Origin of the sequence: Kocuria nitroreducens, assembly GCF_042879195.1 — a bacterium.
GTDB lineage: Bacteria > Actinomycetota > Actinomycetes > Actinomycetales > Micrococcaceae > Kocuria > Kocuria nitroreducens.
The window spans coordinates 116,301-134,959 of sequence record NZ_JBHZTC010000006.1 but is presented as its reverse complement, the minus strand read 5'-3'; the positions used below and the strand labels follow the sequence as shown (position 1 = coordinate 134,959).

At 73.9% G+C, this 18,659-nt stretch carries 16 protein-coding genes and 1 tRNA gene; 5 read left to right on the top strand and 12 right to left on the bottom strand.

Features of this window, described 5'->3' with window-relative positions:
* Nucleotides 1-29 precede the first annotated feature (29 nt).
* Nucleotides 30-2,147: a prolyl oligopeptidase family serine peptidase gene (locus ACFYE1_RS05760; RefSeq protein WP_387740891.1), complete on the top strand. Its 2,118-nt coding sequence runs from the start codon at nt 30-32 to the stop codon at nt 2,145-2,147.
* Between the two features lie 13 nt (nt 2,148-2,160).
* Here ACFYE1_RS05760 and ACFYE1_RS05755 read toward each other — a convergent pair whose 3' ends face one another.
* The 5 genes from ACFYE1_RS05755 to ACFYE1_RS05735 form a co-directional block, all read right to left on the bottom strand.
* A complete protein-coding gene (locus tag ACFYE1_RS05755; RefSeq protein WP_387740889.1) occupies nt 2,161-2,571 on the bottom strand; it encodes a phage holin family protein in 411 nt (136 codons plus the stop codon).
* 12 nt (nt 2,572-2,583) lie between these two features.
* A complete protein-coding gene (locus tag ACFYE1_RS05750; protein ID WP_387740887.1) occupies nt 2,584-3,006 on the bottom strand; it encodes a spore germination protein GerW family protein in 423 nt (140 codons plus the stop codon).
* Between the two features lie 177 nt (nt 3,007-3,183).
* Nucleotides 3,184-3,272 (bottom strand) — tRNA-Ser (locus tag ACFYE1_RS05745).
* A 62-nt stretch (nt 3,273-3,334) separates the two neighbouring features.
* Nucleotides 3,335-4,441 (bottom strand): glycosyltransferase, encoded by a 1,107-nt coding sequence (locus ACFYE1_RS05740; RefSeq protein WP_387740885.1) that lies wholly within the window; start codon nt 4,439-4,441, stop codon nt 3,335-3,337.
* A gap of 5 nt (nt 4,442-4,446) precedes the next feature.
* On the bottom strand, nt 4,447-4,569 hold the full coding sequence (locus ACFYE1_RS05735; RefSeq protein ID WP_387740883.1) for a hypothetical protein: 123 nt from the start codon (nt 4,567-4,569) through the stop codon (nt 4,447-4,449).
* Between the two features lie 106 nt (nt 4,570-4,675).
* Between ACFYE1_RS05735 and ACFYE1_RS05730 the strand changes: the two genes are divergently transcribed.
* Nucleotides 4,676-6,142 carry a lipopolysaccharide biosynthesis protein gene (locus tag ACFYE1_RS05730; protein WP_387740881.1) on the top strand — a complete coding sequence of 489 codons (1,467 nt, stop codon included), beginning with the start codon at nt 4,676-4,678 and terminating at the stop codon, nt 6,140-6,142.
* A gap of 11 nt (nt 6,143-6,153) precedes the next feature.
* On the opposite strand, the gene ACFYE1_RS05725 is transcribed toward ACFYE1_RS05730, so the two are convergent.
* The 4 genes from ACFYE1_RS05725 to ACFYE1_RS05710 form a co-directional block, all read right to left on the bottom strand.
* Nucleotides 6,154-8,250 carry an acyltransferase family protein gene (locus tag ACFYE1_RS05725; protein WP_387740879.1) on the bottom strand — a complete coding sequence of 699 codons (2,097 nt, stop codon included), beginning with the start codon at nt 8,248-8,250 and terminating at the stop codon, nt 6,154-6,156.
* Nucleotides 8,251-8,325: 75 nt separating this feature from the next.
* A complete protein-coding gene (locus ACFYE1_RS05720) occupies nt 8,326-9,420 on the bottom strand; it encodes a glycosyltransferase (protein WP_387740877.1) in 1,095 nt (364 codons plus the stop codon).
* Nucleotides 9,421-9,476: 56 nt separating this feature from the next.
* Nucleotides 9,477-11,663 (bottom strand): RecQ family ATP-dependent DNA helicase, encoded by a 2,187-nt coding sequence (locus tag ACFYE1_RS05715; RefSeq protein ID WP_387740875.1) that lies wholly within the window; start codon nt 11,661-11,663, stop codon nt 9,477-9,479.
* A 617-nt stretch (nt 11,664-12,280) separates the two neighbouring features.
* Nucleotides 12,281-14,077: an AMP-binding protein gene (locus ACFYE1_RS05710; RefSeq protein WP_387740873.1), complete on the bottom strand. Its 1,797-nt coding sequence runs from the start codon at nt 14,075-14,077 to the stop codon at nt 12,281-12,283.
* Nucleotides 14,078-14,238: 161 nt separating this feature from the next.
* Between ACFYE1_RS05710 and ACFYE1_RS05705 the strand changes: the two genes are divergently transcribed.
* Nucleotides 14,239-15,765: an MFS transporter gene (locus ACFYE1_RS05705; RefSeq protein ID WP_387740872.1), complete on the top strand. Its 1,527-nt coding sequence runs from the start codon at nt 14,239-14,241 to the stop codon at nt 15,763-15,765.
* 9 nt (nt 15,766-15,774) lie between these two features.
* Here the strand turns inward: ACFYE1_RS05705 and ACFYE1_RS05700 are convergent, their stop codons facing one another.
* Both ACFYE1_RS05700 and ACFYE1_RS05695 read right to left on the bottom strand, forming a co-directional pair.
* Nucleotides 15,775-17,067 (bottom strand): DUF2254 domain-containing protein, encoded by a 1,293-nt coding sequence (locus tag ACFYE1_RS05700; RefSeq protein ID WP_387740870.1) that lies wholly within the window; start codon nt 17,065-17,067, stop codon nt 15,775-15,777.
* A gap of 306 nt (nt 17,068-17,373) precedes the next feature.
* On the bottom strand, nt 17,374-17,598 hold the full coding sequence (locus tag ACFYE1_RS05695) for a hypothetical protein (protein WP_387740868.1): 225 nt from the start codon (nt 17,596-17,598) through the stop codon (nt 17,374-17,376).
* Nucleotides 17,599-17,752: 154 nt separating this feature from the next.
* On the opposite strand from ACFYE1_RS05695, the gene ACFYE1_RS05690 reads away from it, so the two are divergent.
* Together ACFYE1_RS05690 and ACFYE1_RS05685 are read left to right on the top strand one after the other, a co-directional pair.
* Nucleotides 17,753-18,007 (top strand): hypothetical protein, encoded by a 255-nt coding sequence (locus ACFYE1_RS05690; protein ID WP_387740866.1) that lies wholly within the window; start codon nt 17,753-17,755, stop codon nt 18,005-18,007.
* A 165-nt stretch (nt 18,008-18,172) separates the two neighbouring features.
* The gene (locus ACFYE1_RS05685) at nt 18,173-18,454 is read left to right on the top strand and encodes a hypothetical protein (protein ID WP_387740864.1); all 282 of its coding nucleotides are present in this window, start codon (nt 18,173-18,175) and stop codon (nt 18,452-18,454) included.
* Here the strand turns inward: ACFYE1_RS05685 and ACFYE1_RS05680 are convergent.
* Nucleotides 18,451-18,642 carry a hypothetical protein gene (locus ACFYE1_RS05680; RefSeq protein ID WP_387740863.1) on the bottom strand — a complete coding sequence of 64 codons (192 nt, stop codon included), beginning with the start codon at nt 18,640-18,642 and terminating at the stop codon, nt 18,451-18,453. The two genes, ACFYE1_RS05685 and ACFYE1_RS05680, sit on opposite strands and share 4 nt — an antisense overlap.
* Nucleotides 18,643-18,659 lie beyond the last annotated feature (17 nt).

The window sequence follows — 18,659 nt, the reverse complement described above, 5'->3', positions numbered from 1 at the left end:
GGGCACGGGGTGCGCCTACGATGGCGGACATGACCGAGACCACGCAGACCGACGCCCGCCCGACCGCCGAGCAGCCGCACGACGAGAACCTGTGGCTGGAGGAGATCACGGGGGCCGCGCCCCTGGAGTGGGTCGCCAGGCAGAACGCCCGCACCCTGACGGCGCTCGAGAGCCCGCGGCTGGGCCGTCTCGAGGCCGACGTGCTCGCGGTCATGGACTCGACCGAGCGGATCCCCATGGTCTCCAAGCACGGGCCGCACTACTACAACTTCTGGCGCGACGCCGAGCACCCGCGCGGCGTCTTCCGCCGCACCACGTGGGTGTCCTGGCTCGCCGAGGACACCGAGTGGGAGGTGCTGCTCGACGTCGACGCGCTGGCCGCCGAGGAGGACGTCGACTGGGTCTGGGGCGGGGCCCGGCTGCTGCGCCCGCAGTACACCGGCGGGCGGCACCGGCGGGCGCTGTTCAGCCTCTCCCCCGACGGCGGGGACGCGAAGCGGGTGCGCGAGTTCGACCTCGACGAGCGCCGGTTCGTGCCCGCCGGGTTCGACGTCCCCACGGCGAAGTCCACCGTGACCTGGGTGGACGCCGACACCCTGCACGTGGGCACCGACTTCGGCCCCGGCTCGATGACCACGTCCTCCTATCCCCGCACGATCCGCGTGCTCCGCCGCGGCCAGGACCTCGCCGAGGCCCGGCAGGTGTTCGACGTGGCCGAGGACCACGTCGAGGCCGTGCTCGTGCGCGACCACACCCCGGGCTTCGTGCGGGACGTGGCCGTGGACGTGGTGGACTTCTTCGCCTTCCGCACCTACCTGGTGCGGGAGGAGGAACTCGTGCACGTCGACGTCCCCGACTCGGTGACGGTGGACCTGCACCGGCAGTGGCTGCTGCTGCGCCCGCAGGAGGAGCTCGAGCTGGACGGGACCGTGCACCCGGCCGGGTCCCTGCTCGTGGCCGAGCTCGAGGCGTTCCTGGCCGGGGACCGCTCCGTGGCCGCCGTGTTCGTCCCGGACGCGCGCACCTCCCTGCAGTCCTGGTCCTGGACGGCCGACCGGCTGATCCTCAACCTGCTGCGGGACGTCTCCTCGGTGGTGCAGGTCGCCGAGCCGGGCCCCTGGACCACGTCGGAGCTGCCCGGCGCGCCGGCGCTGTCCAGCGTGGACGCCTACGCCGTCGACGACGAGGACCCGGAGGCGGGCAACGACTACTGGCTCGTGGCCACCGGCTTCCTCACCCCCACCACCGTGTCCCGCGGCACCGTCCCGGCCGGCGGCGAGGTGGTGGCCCCACCGCGCGTGGCGAGGACCGCACCGTCGTTCTTCGACGCGTCCGGGCTCTCGGTCGAGCAGCACTTCGCCGTCTCCGCGGACGGCACCCGGGTGCCCTACTTCCAGGTGGGCCCCGCCGACCTGGTCCTCGACGGGGCGAACCCGACGCTGCTCTCCGGCTACGGGGGGTTCGAGGTCTCCCGGACCCCCGCCTACTCCGGGGCCCTCGGGCGGTCCTGGCTGACCCGCACGAACGACGCCGGGCGGTCCGGGGTCTACGTCCTCGCCAACATCCGCGGCGGCGGGGAGTACGGTCCCGCATGGCACCGGGCCGCCCTGCAGGGGAACCGGCACCGGGCGTACGAGGACTTCGCGGCCGTCGCGGCAGACCTCCAGGCCCGCGGGGTGTGCTCCCGGGAGACCCTCGCGTGCTCGGGCGGCTCCAACGGCGGGCTGCTCGTGGGCAACATGCTCACCAGCTACCCCGAGCTGTTCGGCGCGGTCTCCTGCGGGGTGCCCCTGCTGGACATGCGCCGCTACACGAAGCTGTCCGCGGGCTACTCCTGGATCGCGGAGTACGGCGACCCGGACGACCCCGAGCAGTGGGAGTCCGTCCGCACGTTCTCGCCGTACCACCTGCTGGAGGAGGGGCGGGACTACCCGGACGTCCTGTTCTGGACCGCCACGAGCGACGACCGCGTGGGCCCCGTCCAGGCGCGCAAGGCGGCCGCGCGGATGCTCGGCATGGGCTACGAGAACGTGTGGTTCTACGAGGCCACCGACGGCGGGCACGCCGGCGCGGGCGACAACAAGCAGGCTGCCCGCCTGCACGCGCTCTCCCACGAGTTCCTCTGGACGGCGCTGCACCGGGGCTGAGACCCGGCGCGGGTCAGCGCCTCTCGCGGTCGGGGACGATCCAGCCCATCACGAGGGAGACCACCCCGATGATCAGCGTGGCCAGCACCGCCGTCCAGAAGAAGGAGTCGATCTCGAGCCGCAGCGGCGTGAAGGAGCTCAGCCAGGAGGTCAGCCACAGCATCGCCGCGTTGACCACGATGGCGAACAGTCCCAGCGTCAGGCAGGTGATCGGCAGGGACAGGATCGACAGGACGGGCCGCACGACCGCGTTCACGACGCCGAAGACCAGGCCGACGAACAGGTAGGCCAGCGCCGAGGCCGCGGTCTCGCCGCCGACGGCCGAGACGACGGACGGGTCCGCCGCGATGCCCATCCCGGGCAGGATCCAGGCGGCCACCCAGATGGCGAGCGCGTTGACGAGGACACGGAGCAGGAAGGACATGGGCCCATCCTGTCAGGCGCGGCGGGCGACGGCGGCCCAGCCCACGACCGTGGCCGCGCCGCACAGCGCCAGGCCCAGCGTGAGGGCGATCCGCCCCGCGTCGACGGCGGGCCGCCACGTGACGCTGTCCCCCCGGACCACGTAGACCCCGGCCGGCTCGGCGTGCACGCCGTAGCCCACGCCGGAGCCGCTGCCCGAGCTGTCCTTCTCCTCGCCGGAACCCCCGCCCCCGCCGCCCCAGCCCCTGACGCGGGCGACGGGCACGACCGTGGTGCCGTTCGCCTCGTAGGCCTCGCCGAAGACCCGGCGCACCGTCACGGCGTCGACGGCCTGCTCGAGGACGGAGCGGTCCGTGAGCCCGGCGCGCCAGGCGGGTGCGGGGCGGGACGCACCGGGTGCGGCTGGCGTGGTCTCGGGACGGTCCTGGTCCGGCATGGTGCTCTCCCTGGGCTCGGGCGGCGGCGGCGCGCTGACTGCCAGTCTAGGAAGCCGCCGGGCCACGATCACGGGGGAGGCCGCAGATGACGGGCGGCGCCGGGCGCGGACCCGGAACGCGGAACACCCCGGACCACCGGTCCGGGGTGTCTGCGACGTCCTGGGACATCACAAGCGCGGAGACGGGGGGATTTGAACCCCCGGTCGAGTTTAACCCCGACCCTTCATTAGCAGTGAAGTCCATTCGGCCGCTCTGGCACGTCTCCATCGGTGGTCCACCGCGCGGGTGGGCAACACAGGCCAGCTTAAGGGAGGACCGGGCACGGGGTCAAAGCCGACGGGGCCCGTGCCGCCCGGCGAGCACGGAGCGGTAGAGCCGGTCGAGGTCCGCGGCGATCCGCTCGGCCCCGTAGACGGAGCGGATCTCCTCCGCCATGGCCTCCGGCCCGAGCAGGCCGGAATCGGCCACGACGTCGAGCACGGCGCGGCCGAAGGCCTCTGGGGTGCGCTCGGCCACGAGGCGCCCGTTGCCCGGGTGCACGAAGTCCCCCTGCCCGCCGAGGGCGCCCATGACCACCGGCCGGCCCGCGGCGAGGGCCTCGGCCGCCGCCACGCAGAACGTCTCGGAGCGGGTGGGGAGCAGGAACACGTCGGCGGCGGCCAGGCACCGCTGCACCTCGTCCGCGCCGACGTTGCCCAGGAGCCGCACGCGCTCCCCGACCCCGAGCCGGCGCGCGCGGTCCCGGACGTCCTGCTCGAGGCCGCCGGAGCCGCACCAGGTGAGGCGGACGTCGTGGCCGGCGTCGCGCAGCCACGCCACGGTGTCGACCGCCAGGAGGGGGTCCTTGATGTCGCGCAGGGCGCCGACCGCGACGAGCTCGCGGGTGCGCCCCTGCGGCGGGGCCGTGACGTGCTCGGCATGGTCGACCACGTTGCCGATCCGCTCGACCCTGTCGGCCGGCGCGAAGCGGCGCAGCACGTCGCACATCATGGTGCTCACGCCGGTGACGCGGTCCGGGGCGCGCAGGATCCGGCGGATCCCGGCGAGGCGCCGCCACACGGGCCCGTTCTGCTCGGGGGTGAGCACGCCGTTCCAGTGCTCCGTGTGCACCCACGGGCGGCGTCCCGCGAGGGGCAGGCAGACGAGCGCCGCCGAGAAGGGCGTGGTGTGCAGGACGTCCGCGCCGGCCAGGTGGCGGCGGAGCGCCGCGTACGCCCGCAGCAGCGTGACCGGGCGCAGGGGGTGGAACGGGAGCCGCAGCACGGGCACTCCGTCCCACTCGTCCTGGACGGCCGGCCCGCTGCGCAGCAGCCGCAGGTGCAGCACCCGGACGTCGTGGTGGCGGGCGGCGGCACGGACGTGCCGGGGGACGAAGGGCGTCTCCCCGGGCCGCTCCGCGGACGGGTACCAGGTGCTGACGACGAGCACGCGCACGGCGCTCAGCACCTCCCTGCGCCGGTGCGGCCCGGGACGTCGTCGGGCGTGGTGCCGGACGCGGCGCTGACCACGGTGCCGAACGGGGTGCTGACGACAGTGCTGAACGGGGTGGGGGCGACGATCATGGTGCCACCCTATCGGCGGGGCACGGCCGAGGCGGTCCCAGGACGGTGCCGGGTCGCGGGTAGACTCGGGCCCGATGACCAGCCCAGCCCCCGGGTCGGCCGCCTGATGTCCCGGTTGCGCTCGATCCTGTTTCCCCCGCCCAACCACGCGAACACCGACAACCCCCTGGGGTCGGCGTTCGCGCTCACCGTGGTGGCCGTGTTCGTCCAGGGGCTGTCCCGTTTCGGCTACAGCGTCCTGGTGGGCAACCTGCTGGGCCAGGAGGCGCTCGCCGAGGTCAACCTGACGATCTCGCTGGCCCTGTTCCTCGTCCTGCTGTGGCCCCAGGCCTCGGGCACGGGGGCCGCCAAGTTCATCGCGATGGCCCGGGGCCGCCAGGACCCCGAGGGGCAGGCGGCGACGGCCTCCTTCACCGCGACCAGCGCGTCCGCGGGCATGGCGCTCCTGTCCGTCTCGGCGGTGCTCTACGCCGCGTTCGCGCTCGAGCTCTCCTGGGGATTCGCGGTCTCGGCGGGGCTGCTCGTGCTCTCCCTGTCGGCCTACAACTTCGTGCGCGGCGTCCGCACGGGCAACAACCAGTTCGTGACGACGACGGCGTGGGACACCATCAGCTCGTTCCTCACCCTCACGCTGCTGCTGCTGGTCCTGCTCGCCGGCTGGCACTGGGTCCTGCTGCTGCCCCTGATCCTCGGCTACTCGGTCTACGCGCTGCCCTCCTGGCCGCGCCGCACCGGGGCGCGCCTCGACCCGGCCGTGCGCCGGGAGATCCTGGTCTTCACCGCCTGGGGATCGGCCCACCTGCTGGCGGCGAGCGGCCTGATGCAGCTGTCCCTGGTGATCGGCGACAACTTCGCCACGAAGGCCGAGGTCGGCCTCTACGCCGCCGCAGTGTCCCTCGCGACCCCCGCCAGCATGCTGTCCGGGGCCATGCTCACCGCACTGTCCCCGAGCGTGGCCCGCATGCACGCCGCCGGGGACACCGCGGGACTGACCCGCCAGGTGGACACGATCCTGCGCACGATGGTCACGGTGTTCCTGCCGGTCTTCGGTGTGGGAGCCCTATGGGCGGAGCCCGTGCTGCGGCTGGTCTATTTCGGGGACCCCGAGTTCGTGAACGCCGAGCCACTGCTGGTCGTGCTGTTCCTGGCGGTCTCGGCGACCAGCTTCAACGCCGCGAACGCCCGGCTCAACGGCACCGAGCCCTGGGGGGTCAAGGTGCTCGCCGCCGCCAACGGCCTCGGCCTGGTGCTGGGCGTGGTCATGATGCTCCTGCTGGGCCCGGAGCTCGGGATCATGGCCTCCGCGGTGGGCTACCTCGTGGGCTCGCTCCTGAGCGCGCTGCTGCCGCTGCTCGTGGTCTGGCGGCTCGACCGGATGCGGTGGGGCACGGTGCTGCTGCGGATCGTGGTCGGCTACGCGATGATCCTGGTCGCGCTCCAGGTGCTGGGCCCCGACTTCAGGGTCCTGCCGACGCTCGGGGCGACCGCCGTGTTCCTCGCGGTCTGGACCGGGCTCAGCGCCCGGGACCTCCGGCCCGCGCTGCGCGCCGTGGGCGCCCGGCTCCGGCGCTGAGCCGGCCCCGCTCACCCCCCGGGCAGCGGCCGGGCCCGCTGCCCGATCTGCTGGTCGAACTGCTCGGCGAAGGCCGAAACCATCGTGACCACGTAGTCGCGGGGCATGTGGTTGTCGTCCATGTAGACCCAGCGGTTGCCGATCCGGGACGGGCACGTGCCGTCCGGGCAGATCCAGTCGCTCATGTCGACGCTGACGAAGTTCCCCTGCCGCCCCGTCAACGCGTCGGCCGGGTTGCGCGGGGCGAGCTTCTGCGCCCGCGGCGGGTTGCAGCGCTCGGCGTCCGGGCCGTCCTGGTCGATGCAGGTGACCATGTTGAAGGGGAACCGCGGGTTGTCCCGGATCCCGACCACCGTGATGCCCCGCTCGCCGAGGTCGTCCAGGACCTGCGCGAAGCCGGGGGCGATCTGCTCGCCGGGCCCCTCGTCGACGGTGACGGTGGACGTGGTGAGCACGACGTCGATCCCGTGGTCCTCGATGTACTGGTCGGTGAGCCCGATCAGTTCCCGGCACTCGGTGTTCTCGGTGGTCTCCACGGGCTGGAACCGGCAGGCGCCCCGGATGACGGAGACCAGGTTCCAGCCGCGGTCCTCGGCGACGCGCTGGAAGGCCGGCAACCACTGCTCGGCGTGGGAGTTGCCGACCACCATGGCGTCGACCTCGGCGTCCGGGTCGACCGGCAGGGTCGAGCAGGCCACCTTGTAGCCGTCGAACCACTCCTCCGTCGCGGCGTCGCAGGACTCCGGCAGCTCGGACCACTGCCCCTCGCGGACCAGCGGGTTCGGGATCGTGGGCACCTGCGGGTCCCGCTCCCAGGCGAGGTCCCCGGTCAGCACCGCGGCCCCCGGGTTCTCGAGGACGGCCTCCTCCGCGGCCTCCTGGGCGTGCCGGTCCAGGACCACCCGCGCCCCGGAGGCGGGGACCAGCACGAGGGCCACGCACAGCACCACGAGCCCGAGCTGCTGCAGGCTCGCGCGGGCTCCGGTGCGGGGCCGCAGGGGTCGTTCGACGAGCCGGTGCACCAGCACGCCCAGGACGATGCTCCCCAGGACGATGAGCAACCCGTGCAGCAGCGTGGCCTTGGCGCGGTCCGTGACCACCAGGTAGGTGACGAGCACGGGCCAGTGCACCAGGTAGACGGCGTAGGACGCCTCGCCCAGGACCAGCAGGGGCCGGCGGCTGAGCAGGGCGTCAGCCCCGCGGGGGTCGCCGGTGTGCCCGGCGAGGATCACCAGGGCCGCTCCCGTCAGCGGCCACAGGGCCGCCCACCCCGGGAAGGAGCCCTGGACGTCGAGGACGAGCCCGCACACGGCGATGGCCACGAGCCCGGTCCAGCCCAGGAGGAGGCGCAGCGTGCCCGGCAGGGTGACGCCGCGCAGCACGGCCAGGGCCAGCAGCGACCCGAGGGCGAACTCCCACAGCCGGGCGCGGGTGTCGAAGTAGGCGAAGGCCTGCTCGTTGCCCGTGGAGATCACCGAGAACGCGAAGGAGGCCAGGAAGACGGCGCCGAACACGCCGGCGGCCACCGAGGCGACGGACCACCGGGTGCGCCGGGCGATCAGCCCGCACAGGGCGAGGAGCAGGGGCCACAGCAGGAACACCTGGCCCTGCACGGACAGGGACCAGAAGTGCTGGAACGGGCTGGCCCGGGAGGTGTCCGCGGCGTAGTAGTCGACCGCGTTGAAGGCCAGCACCCAGTTCTGGGAGTACAGCACCGTGGCCGCCGCCTCCTCGATCGCGGAGTACCACCGGTCGGACGGGAACAGCATCCGCACCAGGACGAGGCTGCCCAGGACCGTGACGACGACGGGGGGCAGCAGCCGCGAGAAGGTCCTGGCCCAGTAGCGGCCCAGCTGCGGCCCCTTCCCGCTCTCGAGCCTCCGGACGAAGGAGAGCGTCATGAGGAACGCCGAGATGAACAGGAAGACATCCACTCCGCCCGAGACCCCGCCGATCCACACGTGGTAGACGGCGACCAGGAGGACGGCCACGGTGCGCAGACCCTGGACCTCGGGGCGGAAGCGGTGGGCGGGAGCGGCCGTGCCCGCCGGGGGCACGGTGCTGCTCGCGACCCCGGGGGAAGGGTCGGCAGGAAGGACACGGCTCATGGAGTTCTCTCGTCGGGCGGGGGGTCGGACGACTGGCTCGGCCCCATTGTCCCACCGAACGGCCGCGCCTTCCGGTCACACCAGCAGGGACGCGACCATGAACCGCAGGGGGGCCTCGCGGTGCAGGATCCTGCGCAGGTCCCGGGTGAGCAGCGTGGTGGGCCGGCCGAAGCGGCGACGGGCCTCGTCCACCCGAAGGATGGCCGCGGCCGTCGCCCCCGGCTGCACGACGAGGTCCAGGACCTCCCGGTCCGCGCGGGAGAGCACGGTGAGCGCCCGGGGTGCGCGCGAGTCGACCAGTTCGAGCAGCCTGCCCACCTGGTGCGCGTCCTCCGTGGACCACCGTCCGGCCGCGGTCCGGCCGCGGACCGTGCCGAAGACCTGGACCCGGAGGATCTCGGCGGCGATCGCCGTCCGCTGCTCCGGCGCCAGATCCGCGTACCAGGGGCCGCCGAGCAGGTCGGTCGCCGCGGCGAGGTCGTCCGTCAGGGGGCGGGGCTCCGCACTGATCCGGTCGGCCGCCCCCTCTCGCAGGAGGTAGCCGGCGCCGCGGGGCGCGAGGTCGATCCGCCCGTCGCCGAACCAGGCCCGGGCCACCAGCTCCTGGTCCTCCCCGGTGGCGTACCGCCCGTTGAAGCGGACCCCGCGGTCCACCAGGAACTCCCGGCGGAGAAGCCCGAAGACGTGGGTGCGGTAGGCGAGCCGGTCCTTGATCGGGTCGAGGTCCGCGCGGTGGAAGGGCCGCGGCACGGGGGTGCGCACCGGCCGGCCGGAGTCCTTGACCAGGCGCGGGAGCACCGCCGCCGAGCCGTGGCGCTCGGCGGTCGTCGTCCAGGCCGCGAGGGCGCCCGGGGCGAGGGTGTCGTCGCTGTCCACGAAGGACACGTACCGGGCGCGGGAGCGCTCCAGGGCGAGGTTGCGGGGCCCGGCCGGGTTGCCGGTGCCGTCGAAGCACTCCACGAGGTCGACGAGCGGCCGGTGCTCCGCGGCGAGGCGGTCGCGGATCAGCGCGGCCTCGACGTTGTGGCACACCACCGTGATGTGCACCCCGCCGTGGCCGCCGACCGGGAGCCCGCCGGCCACCACGGAGCCGACGGCCCGGTCGACGGGCCGGGCGGTGGTGTGCACCGGGATGATGACGTCGACGAGCGGCGCGGGGGCAGAGGACACGCAGGCCAGCGTACAAGACCGAGCCGGGTGCCCGTGCGTCCGGCGGAGTCCGTGCCTCAGCCCTGGGACGCCAGGACGAACGGCAGCACGGGTCCGGAGCCGGACCGGCGCAGCGCGCGGGCGGCCACGGCGAGCGTCCACCGGCTGTCCACGAGGTCGTCGACCAGCAGCACCGGGCGCCCGCCGAGGCGGTCCAGCGCCTCGGCGAGCTCGGAGGGCACCCGGAACTTCTCCCACAGGGCCGCGAGGCGGTAGGCGCTGTTGCCGCCGTGCCCACCGGACGGGAAGCCCTCGGGGACGTCGAGCTCCCCGAGGTAGGGCAGGTGCCCGACCCCGGCCATGCCCTCCGCCAGGGAGCGCACGAGCCGGGGACGCGAGCGGGACGGGATCGAGACGACGGCCGCGGGCCGGTCCGCCCAGCGCCACTCGGCGAGCACCTGGACGCACGCCCGGCCGAGGGCGGGGTCCACCGGACCGTCGACCGGCGCGCCCTCCTCGTCGGTGCGGAACACCTCGCGCAGCCGGTTGCCCCAGCCGAGGTCCGTGAGCCGGGCGAGCGCCCGGCCCTCGGCGCAGCGCTCCTCCTCCGGGATGCGGCCCTTGACCTCGACCCCGAGACGCGGCATCCCGGTGGGCCACTGGGCGCGCGGCTCCACCACGACGCCCACACGGGTTAGGGCGGCCCCGGCGGAGTCGGTGGCGGCCTCGTCGACGGTCGTGGGGTACCAGGGGCCGGCGCAGCTGTCGCAGCGCCCGCAGGGCTCGGCCGTGGGGTCGTCGAGCTGCCGGGCGAGGAACTCCATGCGGCACCCGGAGGTGCGCTCGTACTCGAGCATGGCGTCCTGCTCGGCCACCCGCGCCACGGCGATCCGGCCGTAGCGCTCGGCGTCGTAGCGCCACGGCACGCCCGTGCCCTGCCACCCTCCCTGCACGCGCTCCACCGCGCCCTCGACGGCGAGGACCTTGAGGAGCAGCTCGAGCGGACTGCGCCGGACGTCCACGCGGGACTCCAGCACGGCCACGGACAGGGCTCCACCCGCGGCCTCCAGCTCGCCCAGGACGGCGGCGGCCTTCTGCTCGGTGGGCATCGACGAGGTGGCGAAGTACTCCCAGATCGGGCGGTCCTCGGTGCCCGGCAGCAGCAGGACGTCCGCGTTGTCCGTGGCGCGGCCCGCACGGCCCACCTGCTGGTAGTAGGCCACGGGCGAGGACGGCGCGCCCAGGTGGACCACGAAGCCGAGGTCCGGCTTGTCGAAGCCCATGCCGAGCGCGGAGGTGGCCACGAGGGCCTTGACCCGGTTCTCCTTGAGGGCGGCCTCGAGCTCCTCGCGCTCGCCCTGGTCCGTGCGCCCGGTGTAGGCGCGCACCGGGATCCCGGCGTCGGCGAGCGCCTGGGCGGTGTCCTCGGCCGCCCCCACGGTCAGCGCGTAGATGATCCCGCTGCCCGGGAGGGACTCGACGTGCTCGAGCAGCCAGGCGAGGCGCGCCGTGGCCGAGGGCAGGTCCAGCACGCCGAGGCGCAGGGACGCCCGGGAGAGCGGGCCGCGGAGGGTGAAGACCTCCCCCGTGCTGCTGCCGCCGGGCCGCACGCCCAGCTGCTCCTCGACGTCGGCGACCACGCGCTCGTTCGCGGTGGCGGTCGTGGCCAGGACCGGGACCTCCTCCGGGAGCCGGGCGATGAGGTCGCGGATGCGCCGGTAGTCGGGGCGGAAGTCGTGGCCCCAGTCGGAGATGCAGTGCGCCTCGTCCACCACGAGCAGCCCGAGCCGGGCCACCAGCTGCGGCAGCTGCTGCTCCCGGAACACCGGGTTGTTGAGCCGCTCCGGGGAGACCAGCAGGACGTCGAGCTCGTCGGCCTCGAGCTGCGCGGCGATCTGCCCCCACTCCGTGGCGTTGGCGGAGTTGATGGCCGCCGCCCGCACGCCCGCGCGGGCGGCGGCGGAGACCTGGTCCCGCATGAGGGCCAGCAGCGGGGAGACGATCAGGGTGGGCCCGCGCCCCCGGGCGCGCAGGAGCAGGGCGGAGAGGAAGTAGACCGCGGACTTGCCCCACCCGGTCCGCTGCACCACCAGGGCCCGCCGGCCGCGCCCCACGAGGGCCTCGACCGCCTCGAACTGCCCGGGGTGGAAGGCGGCGTCCGCCCGGCCGGTGAGCGCGCGCAGCAGGTGGAGCGCGTCCTCGTGCAGGGCCGAGTCCGGCCCGGTGTCGTGGGCGGCGGTGTCGTGGGCCGGGGAGGTCGTCATGGCCCCAGTCTTCCAGGGCCCCCCGACGCCGTCCCGCCGGAGGGCGGGACGTGCCGTGGCGACAGGGCCCGGACAGAGCGATGCGCCCGCTGCCCATCCGTCGAACGGATGGCCCCCGCAGCGGGCGCATCGACCGGCCTCACGGCCGGTGGCGAGCAGAGACTCGCCTGGCGGGAGTACCGCCCCCCAGCGGTGCTCCCATTCGGTTCACCCCCCGATGAACCGGTTGCACCGGCACCCCCCGATGCCTGCGTGCACGCGGCCCATCCCCCGATGAACCGCTGGCGATCCGCCCCCCGGCGGATCGGTTGGTTCCGCCCCATCGGGTGAACCAATTGCCACCATGGTGGCAGGGTTTCCGTGACCTGTCACGGGCGGCGGGGTCACATTCGATGTGGTGGACATCGAAGCAGATGCATTTGTTTGCACTAGTCAACGAGGGGTCCGGGTCGGGTTTTTCGCTACCGATCGGTATCCGGCGGCGGCCGGCGTGGCACGAAGTGGGGACACCCGGCATGCCGGGTGTCCCCTGTTGGGCGCACGGTCGGGACTGTGCGTTACGTCACGTTGCGAACACGGCACTCCGGTCGGGCGAGGTCGGCGCCGTGCCCCGGCGGTCAGCCGCGCAGCCCCGGGAAGTCGGCCTCCGTGTACTCGACGCCGTACCCGTCGGCCCCGGGCGCCGCGGCGCCGGAGCGGTCCGCCGACTCCTCCCGCTCGCGCAGCACCACCCGGCGGATCTTGCCGGAGATCGTCTTCGGCAGGTCGGTGAACTCGACCCGGCGGACCCGCTTGTAGGGAGCGAGGTTCTCCCGGGCGAAGCGCAGGATCTCCTCCGCGAGCTCCCGGGTGGGCTCGGCACCGGCGGCGAGCACCAGGTAGGCCTTCGGCACCGCGTGCCGGACCGGGTCCGGCGCCGGGACCACCGCGGCCTCGGCCACCGCGGGGTGCTCGATGAGCACGGACTCCAGCTCGAACGGGGAGATCCGGTAGTCGGAGGCCTTGAAGACGTCGTCGGTGCGGCCCACGTACGTGTAGACGCCGTGCTCGTCGCGGCGGGCGATGTCGCGGGTGTGGTACCAGCCGTCCTGGACCACCTCGGCCGTGCGCTCCGGCTCGTCGATGTAGCCCGCCATGATCCCGGGCGGGTCGTCGTCGACCTTCAGGCAGATCTCGCCCTCCTCGGCGGGCGCTCCCGTCTGCGCGTCGAAGAGGTCGACGACGAAGCCGGGCAGGGGCCGGCCCATGGCCCCCGGGACCACCGGCTGCCCGGGGGTGTTGGCGATCTGCAGCGTGGTCTCCGTCTGGCCGTAGCCGTCCCGGATGGTCACGCCCCATGCGTCCTGCACCCGGCGGATCACCTCGGGGTTGAGCGGTTCACCGGCGGAGACGGCGGACGTCGGCGGGTCCTGCACGCGGTGCAGGTCGGCCTGGATGAGCATCCGCCACACGGTGGGCGGGGCGCAGAAGCTGGTGACCCCGGCCCTGCCCATCTGCTCCAGGAGCCCGACCGCGTCGAAGCGGTCCTGGTTGTGGATGAACACGGTGGCCTCCGCGATCCACGGGGCGAAGAAGTTGGACCACGAGTGCTTGCCCCACCCGGGCGAGGCGATGTTCAGGTGGACGTCCCCGGGACGCAGGCCCATCCAGTAGACCGTGGACAGGTGCCCGAAGGAGTACGAGTAGTGGGTGTGCTCCACGAGCTTGGCCTGGGACGTGGTGCCGGAGGTGAAGTACAGGAGCAGGGCGTCCCGGGAGCGCGTGGCGCCGTCCGGGACGAAGACGGGGTCCGCGGCCGCCGCCTCCGCGTACGGGTGCACGGGACGGCCGGGCAGCTGCGCGCGCGCCGCCTCGACCTCCGCGCCGGCGCCGACCAGGACGAGCTCGTAGTTCCCGTCGACGCCCGCGAACTTGGGCGCGTTGCCGGTGTCCGTGACGACCCACGAGACCCTGCCCCGCTGCACGCGGTCCAGCAGGTCGGCGGGCGGCATCATGACGGCGGTCGGGATCAGGGGCGCGCCCAGCTTCATGCCGGCGAGCTGGGTCTCCCACAGCTCGAGCTGGTTGCCGAGCATGAGCAGCACGCGGTCGCCGCGCCGCACCCCCAGGCCCCTCAGCCAGTTCGCGGTGCGGGCCGAGGCCTCGGCGAGCTCCCGGAAGGTCCGCCGGATCTCCGTGCCGTCCTCCTCGACGATCCACAGCGCGTCCCGGGCCCCGCGCTCCGGGTCCCGGGCGACGTGGTCGAACCAGTCCAGGGCGAAGTTGAAGTGCTCCATCCGGGGCCAGCGGAACTCCTCCCGGGCCCGGTCGTAGTCCTCGCGCAGCTCCAGGACCCGGTCCCGTGCCGCCTCGTACTGCTCGGAGACGCCGGGGGCGGCGTCGTTCATCGCGCTCGTGGGGACCGGCTCGGACATCGGGGAGACCTCGTTCTTTCCGCTACGGGCCGGACGGGACCGTCCGGCGGGCCATCCCGAGCAGTCTAGTGCGGCCCCCTGTCGCCCGTCCGGGCCGGGCCCGGTGCCGGCTCTGGAAGGATGGGAGCCGCACCCCTCCCCGGAAGGAGCCCCGTCCCGCCATGCTGTCCCCGGCACCCGACGTCCCGGTCCACGCCGGCGCCCGCGAGTGGGCCGCCCTCGTGGTCCTGATGCTGCCGGTGCTGCTGATCTCCGTGGACAACACGGTGCTGAACTTCGCGCTGCCGGAGATCTCCCGCGAGCTGCGCCCCACCGGCACGCAGCTGCTGTGGATGGTGGACGCCTATCCACTGGTGCTCGCCGGGCTGCTCGTGCCCATGGGCTCACTCGGCGACCGGGTGGGCCGCCGCCGGCTGCTGCTGGTGGGCAGCACCGGCTTCGCGACCGTGTCCGCGCTGGCCGCGTTCGCCCCGACCGGCGAGGTGCTCGTCGCCGCCCGGGCGCTGCTGGGTCTCTTCGGGTCGATGCTGATGCCCGCCACCCTGTCCCTGCTGCGCAACATCTTCCACGACCCGACGCAGCGGCGTGCGGCCATCGCGGTGTGGGCGACGGGGTTCTCGGCGGGTGGGATCCTGGGGCCGGTCGTGGGCGGGTTCCTGCTCCAGCACTTCTGGTGGGGGTCCGTGTTCCTCCTGGCGGTCCCGGTGCTGCTGCCGCTGCTGGCCCTGGCTCCGGTGCTGGTGCCCGAGTCCCGCAACCCGGCCCCGGGCCCGGTGGACGTGTCCAGCGCCGCGCTGATCATGACCGCCATGGTGGCGCTGGTCTACGGCATCAAGGAGCTCGGCGGGCACGGCCCGTCCGCCGGCGTGCTGACCGCCGCGGTGGTGTCCGTGGCCGCCGGGGTGCTGTTCGTGCGCCGCCAGCTGCGCACCCCGGTGCCGATGCTGGACCTGCGGCTGTTCCGCCACGCCCCGTTCACCGGCGGGCTGCTCAACAACCTGGTGGCCTCGACCACCTTCATCGGATTCCTGTTCTTCGTCTCCCAGTACCTGCAGCTCGTGGAGGGGATGCCGCCCCTGGAGGCGGGCCTGGCCCTCATGCCGGGCGCCGCCCTCACGATCGCCTCGGGACTGCTGGTGGTGCACGTGGTCGGCTTCGTGCCCCCGGCGCTCGTGCTCGGCGGCGGCCTGCTGGTCATGGCCTCGGGCTTCCTGCTCGTCCTGCTCGGCGACCTCTCCGGCGGACTCGTGCTCGTGGTCGCCCTCATGGTCATCGGGCTGGGCTCGGGCGCGGCCCAGACGATCGCCGGGGACCTGATCCTGACCGAGGTGGCCCCCGAGCAGGCCGGCGCCGCCTCGGCGATCTCGGAGACCGCCTACGAGCTGGGCGCCGGCCTGGGCGTGGCCGTCCTGGGCACGGCCGTGACCGCGACCTACGCCCGGCGGATGACCGCGCCGCCCGGACTGGACCCCGAGCAGGCCGCCACCGCGTCCGAGACCCTCGGCGGGGCGGTCGACGTCGCCGCGGCCCTCGACCCGGACGTGTCCGGGGAGCTCCTGGCCTCGTCCGTCGCGGCCTTCGAGGCCGGCGTGCACCTGTCCGCCGGGATCGGGGCCGCCCTGCTGGCCGGGACCGCCGTGGTCGTGGGCCTGCTGCTGCGCCGGGTCCCGCGGCTCCGGCGCCGGTAGGGGCTGCGCTCAGTCGGCCGAGCGCAGCCGGACGTGCTGCTCCACCCGGGTGACGTCCCGGGGGTGCGGGGAGGTGTCGCGGAACCGGTCCAGCAGGACGTCGACATGCTCGCGGACCTGGCGCTGCACGGACGGGTGGATGCTCGCCGCCTCGATGCGGGCGGCGAGGTCCACGAGCGCCAGCAGGACGCTCACGTGCTCGGTGGTGTGCGGACCGATCTGGTCGAACGGCATGTCCACGATCTCCTCGACCCCCACCGTCCCGTAGCGGAGCCGGTGCACGCCGTCGACCACCACCGTGTTCCCCGGGAGCGGGCGGGAGACGGCCGCGACGATCCCGGATGCCACCTCCTCGATGGCGTTGACCGCGGTGTAGGGGTCGTTGGTGCTCGGCGAGAGGGCCCGCACGGCGAGCTCCACCACCTGCTGCTCCGCGAAGCGCACGTCCTGGAGCGCCGAGCGGGAGTCGCCCAGGGCCACGGTGCGCCGCAGCCGCTCCGCCAGCTCCTCCGCCCGGTGCTCGGGCCAGACGCGGAACAGTGGTTCCTCCGGCAGGACGTGGTCGCCCACCCGCGGGACCAGCTCCACGAAGACGTCCTGGTCGGCGGCGAACGCGCCCAGGCGCTCGAGGTTCACACTGGTGACGTATCCGACGACGCCCGCGCTGAGCGGACCGCCGCCGCGCCGGCCGCCGGCGGTCCGCACGAGCTCCTCGGGCGTCTCCTCCGGGTGCCACCGGTCGATCACGGCCAGCAGCCGGCGCCGCACCCCGTGGACGAGGGTGTCCACCTGCACGGAGTCCGCGATGTGGTGGATGAAGTAGACGACCAGGGCCACGTCCGCGACCGCCATCAGCACGGCGAGGTTGACGGCCAGGTGCGGGACGAACGGCTGCGCGAGGTCGTCGGAGGCCGAGCGGATCGTGCGCAGCACCAGCAGGGTGTAGATGAAGGTGGAGACCAGCACGCCCAGCACCACCTGGTTGCCGCGGTCCGCCATGAAGTTGCGCACCAGCCGGGGCCCGTACGTGGAGCTGGCCGTGGCGATCACCGAGATGGTGATGGAGAAGGCGGTCGCGGCCACGCCGAGCATCGACCCGCCGATCGCGGAGAGCATCGACCGGGACCCGTCGATGCCGACGGCGTAGACCCACGCGATCCACGGGGAGTCCAGGTCCTCGGGCATCCACCGGTCGACGGCCACGGCAGACTGGGCCAGGACGACGGCGCCGAGCACGCACACGGCGGGCACGAACCAGAACTTGTCGAACACCTGGCGCCACGAGCCGGAGAGCTTTTCCATGGGCTCACCCTAGACCGGCCGCCCGCACCGGTGGCGGCAGGGAGCACCGGTGGACACCGCTGTCCGGTGTACCGGGGTCCGCCCGGCCCTCCGGCACCTGCGCCCCCTGCACCTGCGGGAGGACGGCGGGCGGATCCGCACCGACGGCACGGCCTCCAGCCGGGGCCCGGCCGGCACCACGTGGGGCAGGGGACCGGACGGGTGCGGCATCGACGACCCTCGTCGGTGTCGGCCGCTCGGCGCGGGACACGGTCGCGGCGGTGCGGACGCGGCTCGCCGGCGACTGAGGCCCGCCCCGGCCGCGCCCTATGCCGGATCGTCGGGGCCGGTGTCGTCCGGGCGCCGGTCCCACCGGACGAATCGGACCACCCGGACGGCGATGACCGCGGCCCAGAGCAGCAGCAGCACGAACACGAAGACGCTGAAGACCCCGTCCTCCGAGGACCAGGTCAGCAGCTGGCCCGCGAGCAGCAGCACAGCGGTGGCGGACAGGAGGACGAGGGCGGTGCGCTCGCTGCTTCGCTCGGACATGGCGGCTCCTGCCGGTCGGCGTCCTGGTCCCCGGATCCTCGCACATCCCGCGGGCGCGCGTCGCGCCGGCGGCCGGGCCAACACGTCGGCCTTCCCCCCGAACGGCGGCCCGCCCCGTTACCGTGGAGGGGTCCCCGACAGAGAGGCTCCCCCGATGCGCCGCACCCTTCCCGCCGTGGCCCTGCTCGCACTGGCACTGACCGGGTGCGACGACCGGCCGGAGGAGGCGGAGAGCACCCCCGGCATCTCCCCCACCTCCTTCAGCCCGCCTCCGCCGGTCACCACCACTCCGACCCCGACGACCGACGGTCTGCCGACGGATCCCGGGACCGGTTCCGCGGCTCCCGCGCCGGACCAGCCGGGTCCCGAGTCGGTCCCCACCCCCTCCGAGCAGCTCGACGGGCAGTAGGGCGACACCGGCGGGGCGACACCGTCGTCCGTCCCGACGAAAGTGCAGGGGATGCCGACGGACGTCTACACCTCGATCCCTCGGCGACACGCGCGGGTTGCGGACACGGCCGGACCTTCGCATGCATAAACATGGACGTACCCCCTATGCCTGGAAGGTACCCCCATGTACGAGAACACCGCTCTCGTTCCCCGCCCCCGCTGGGCGACCCGTCAGGAGCTGACCGATCCCGAGACGGTCACCAACTCGCGGGAGCTGCCCGCCCGGTCCCTCGCCGGCCCCTCACCGGTGGCACTCCTGGAGACCTGGGAGGTCATCTCCACCCCGGACGGCTCCTACGCCCACCGCGACGGCTTCGTCCTGCACATCGGCCACGAGGCGTGGACCGTGGAGCAGGCCCGGGTCCTGCACGACCGCATCGGCGAAGCCCTCTCCCTGCTCGACTAGCAGCACCGCGACTCCGCGAAGAGGCCGTCCGTTTCCGTGCGGGGCACCACGACGCTGTCGGGATCGAAGCCGGTGACGTCGCCGTGCGGGTCGAGCGGCTCGCCGACGACATGCTCGCGCGTGCGCTGATCGGCGTGGACGGTCAGGCGCACGCACTCCCGGCGGTGGCGGTGCACGTGGTCGGCCACGAGGTCGAGCACCTTCC

Bases quoted from the DNA above. Each gene is read 5' to 3' on its own strand.
- ACFYE1_RS05760 (WP_387740891.1), top strand. From the start codon at position 30: ATGACCGAGACCACGCAGACCGACGCCCGCCCGACCGCCGAGCAGCCG.
- ACFYE1_RS05755 (WP_387740889.1), bottom strand. From the start codon at position 2,571: ATGTCCTTCCTGCTCCGTGTCCTCGTCAACGCGCTCGCCATCTGGGTG.
- ACFYE1_RS05750 (WP_387740887.1), bottom strand. From the start codon at position 3,006: ATGCCGGACCAGGACCGTCCCGAGACCACGCCAGCCGCACCCGGTGCG.
- ACFYE1_RS05735 (WP_387740883.1), bottom strand. From the start codon at position 4,569: ATGATCGTCGCCCCCACCCCGTTCAGCACTGTCGTCAGCACCCCGTTC.
- ACFYE1_RS05730 (WP_387740881.1), top strand. From the start codon at position 4,676: ATGTCCCGGTTGCGCTCGATCCTGTTTCCCCCGCCCAACCACGCGAAC.
- ACFYE1_RS05725 (WP_387740879.1), bottom strand. From the start codon at position 8,250: ATGAGCCGTGTCCTTCCTGCCGACCCTTCCCCCGGGGTCGCGAGCAGC.
- ACFYE1_RS05715 (WP_387740875.1), bottom strand. From the start codon at position 11,663: ATGACGACCTCCCCGGCCCACGACACCGCCGCCCACGACACCGGGCCG.
- ACFYE1_RS05710 (WP_387740873.1), bottom strand. From the start codon at position 14,077: ATGTCCGAGCCGGTCCCCACGAGCGCGATGAACGACGCCGCCCCCGGC.
- ACFYE1_RS05705 (WP_387740872.1), top strand. From the start codon at position 14,239: ATGCTGTCCCCGGCACCCGACGTCCCGGTCCACGCCGGCGCCCGCGAG.
- ACFYE1_RS05700 (WP_387740870.1), bottom strand. From the start codon at position 17,067: ATGGAAAAGCTCTCCGGCTCGTGGCGCCAGGTGTTCGACAAGTTCTGG.
- ACFYE1_RS05695 (WP_387740868.1), bottom strand. From the start codon at position 17,598: ATGTCCGAGCGAAGCAGCGAGCGCACCGCCCTCGTCCTCCTGTCCGCC.
- ACFYE1_RS05690 (WP_387740866.1), top strand. From the start codon at position 17,753: ATGCGCCGCACCCTTCCCGCCGTGGCCCTGCTCGCACTGGCACTGACC.
- ACFYE1_RS05685 (WP_387740864.1), top strand. From the start codon at position 18,173: ATGTACGAGAACACCGCTCTCGTTCCCCGCCCCCGCTGGGCGACCCGT.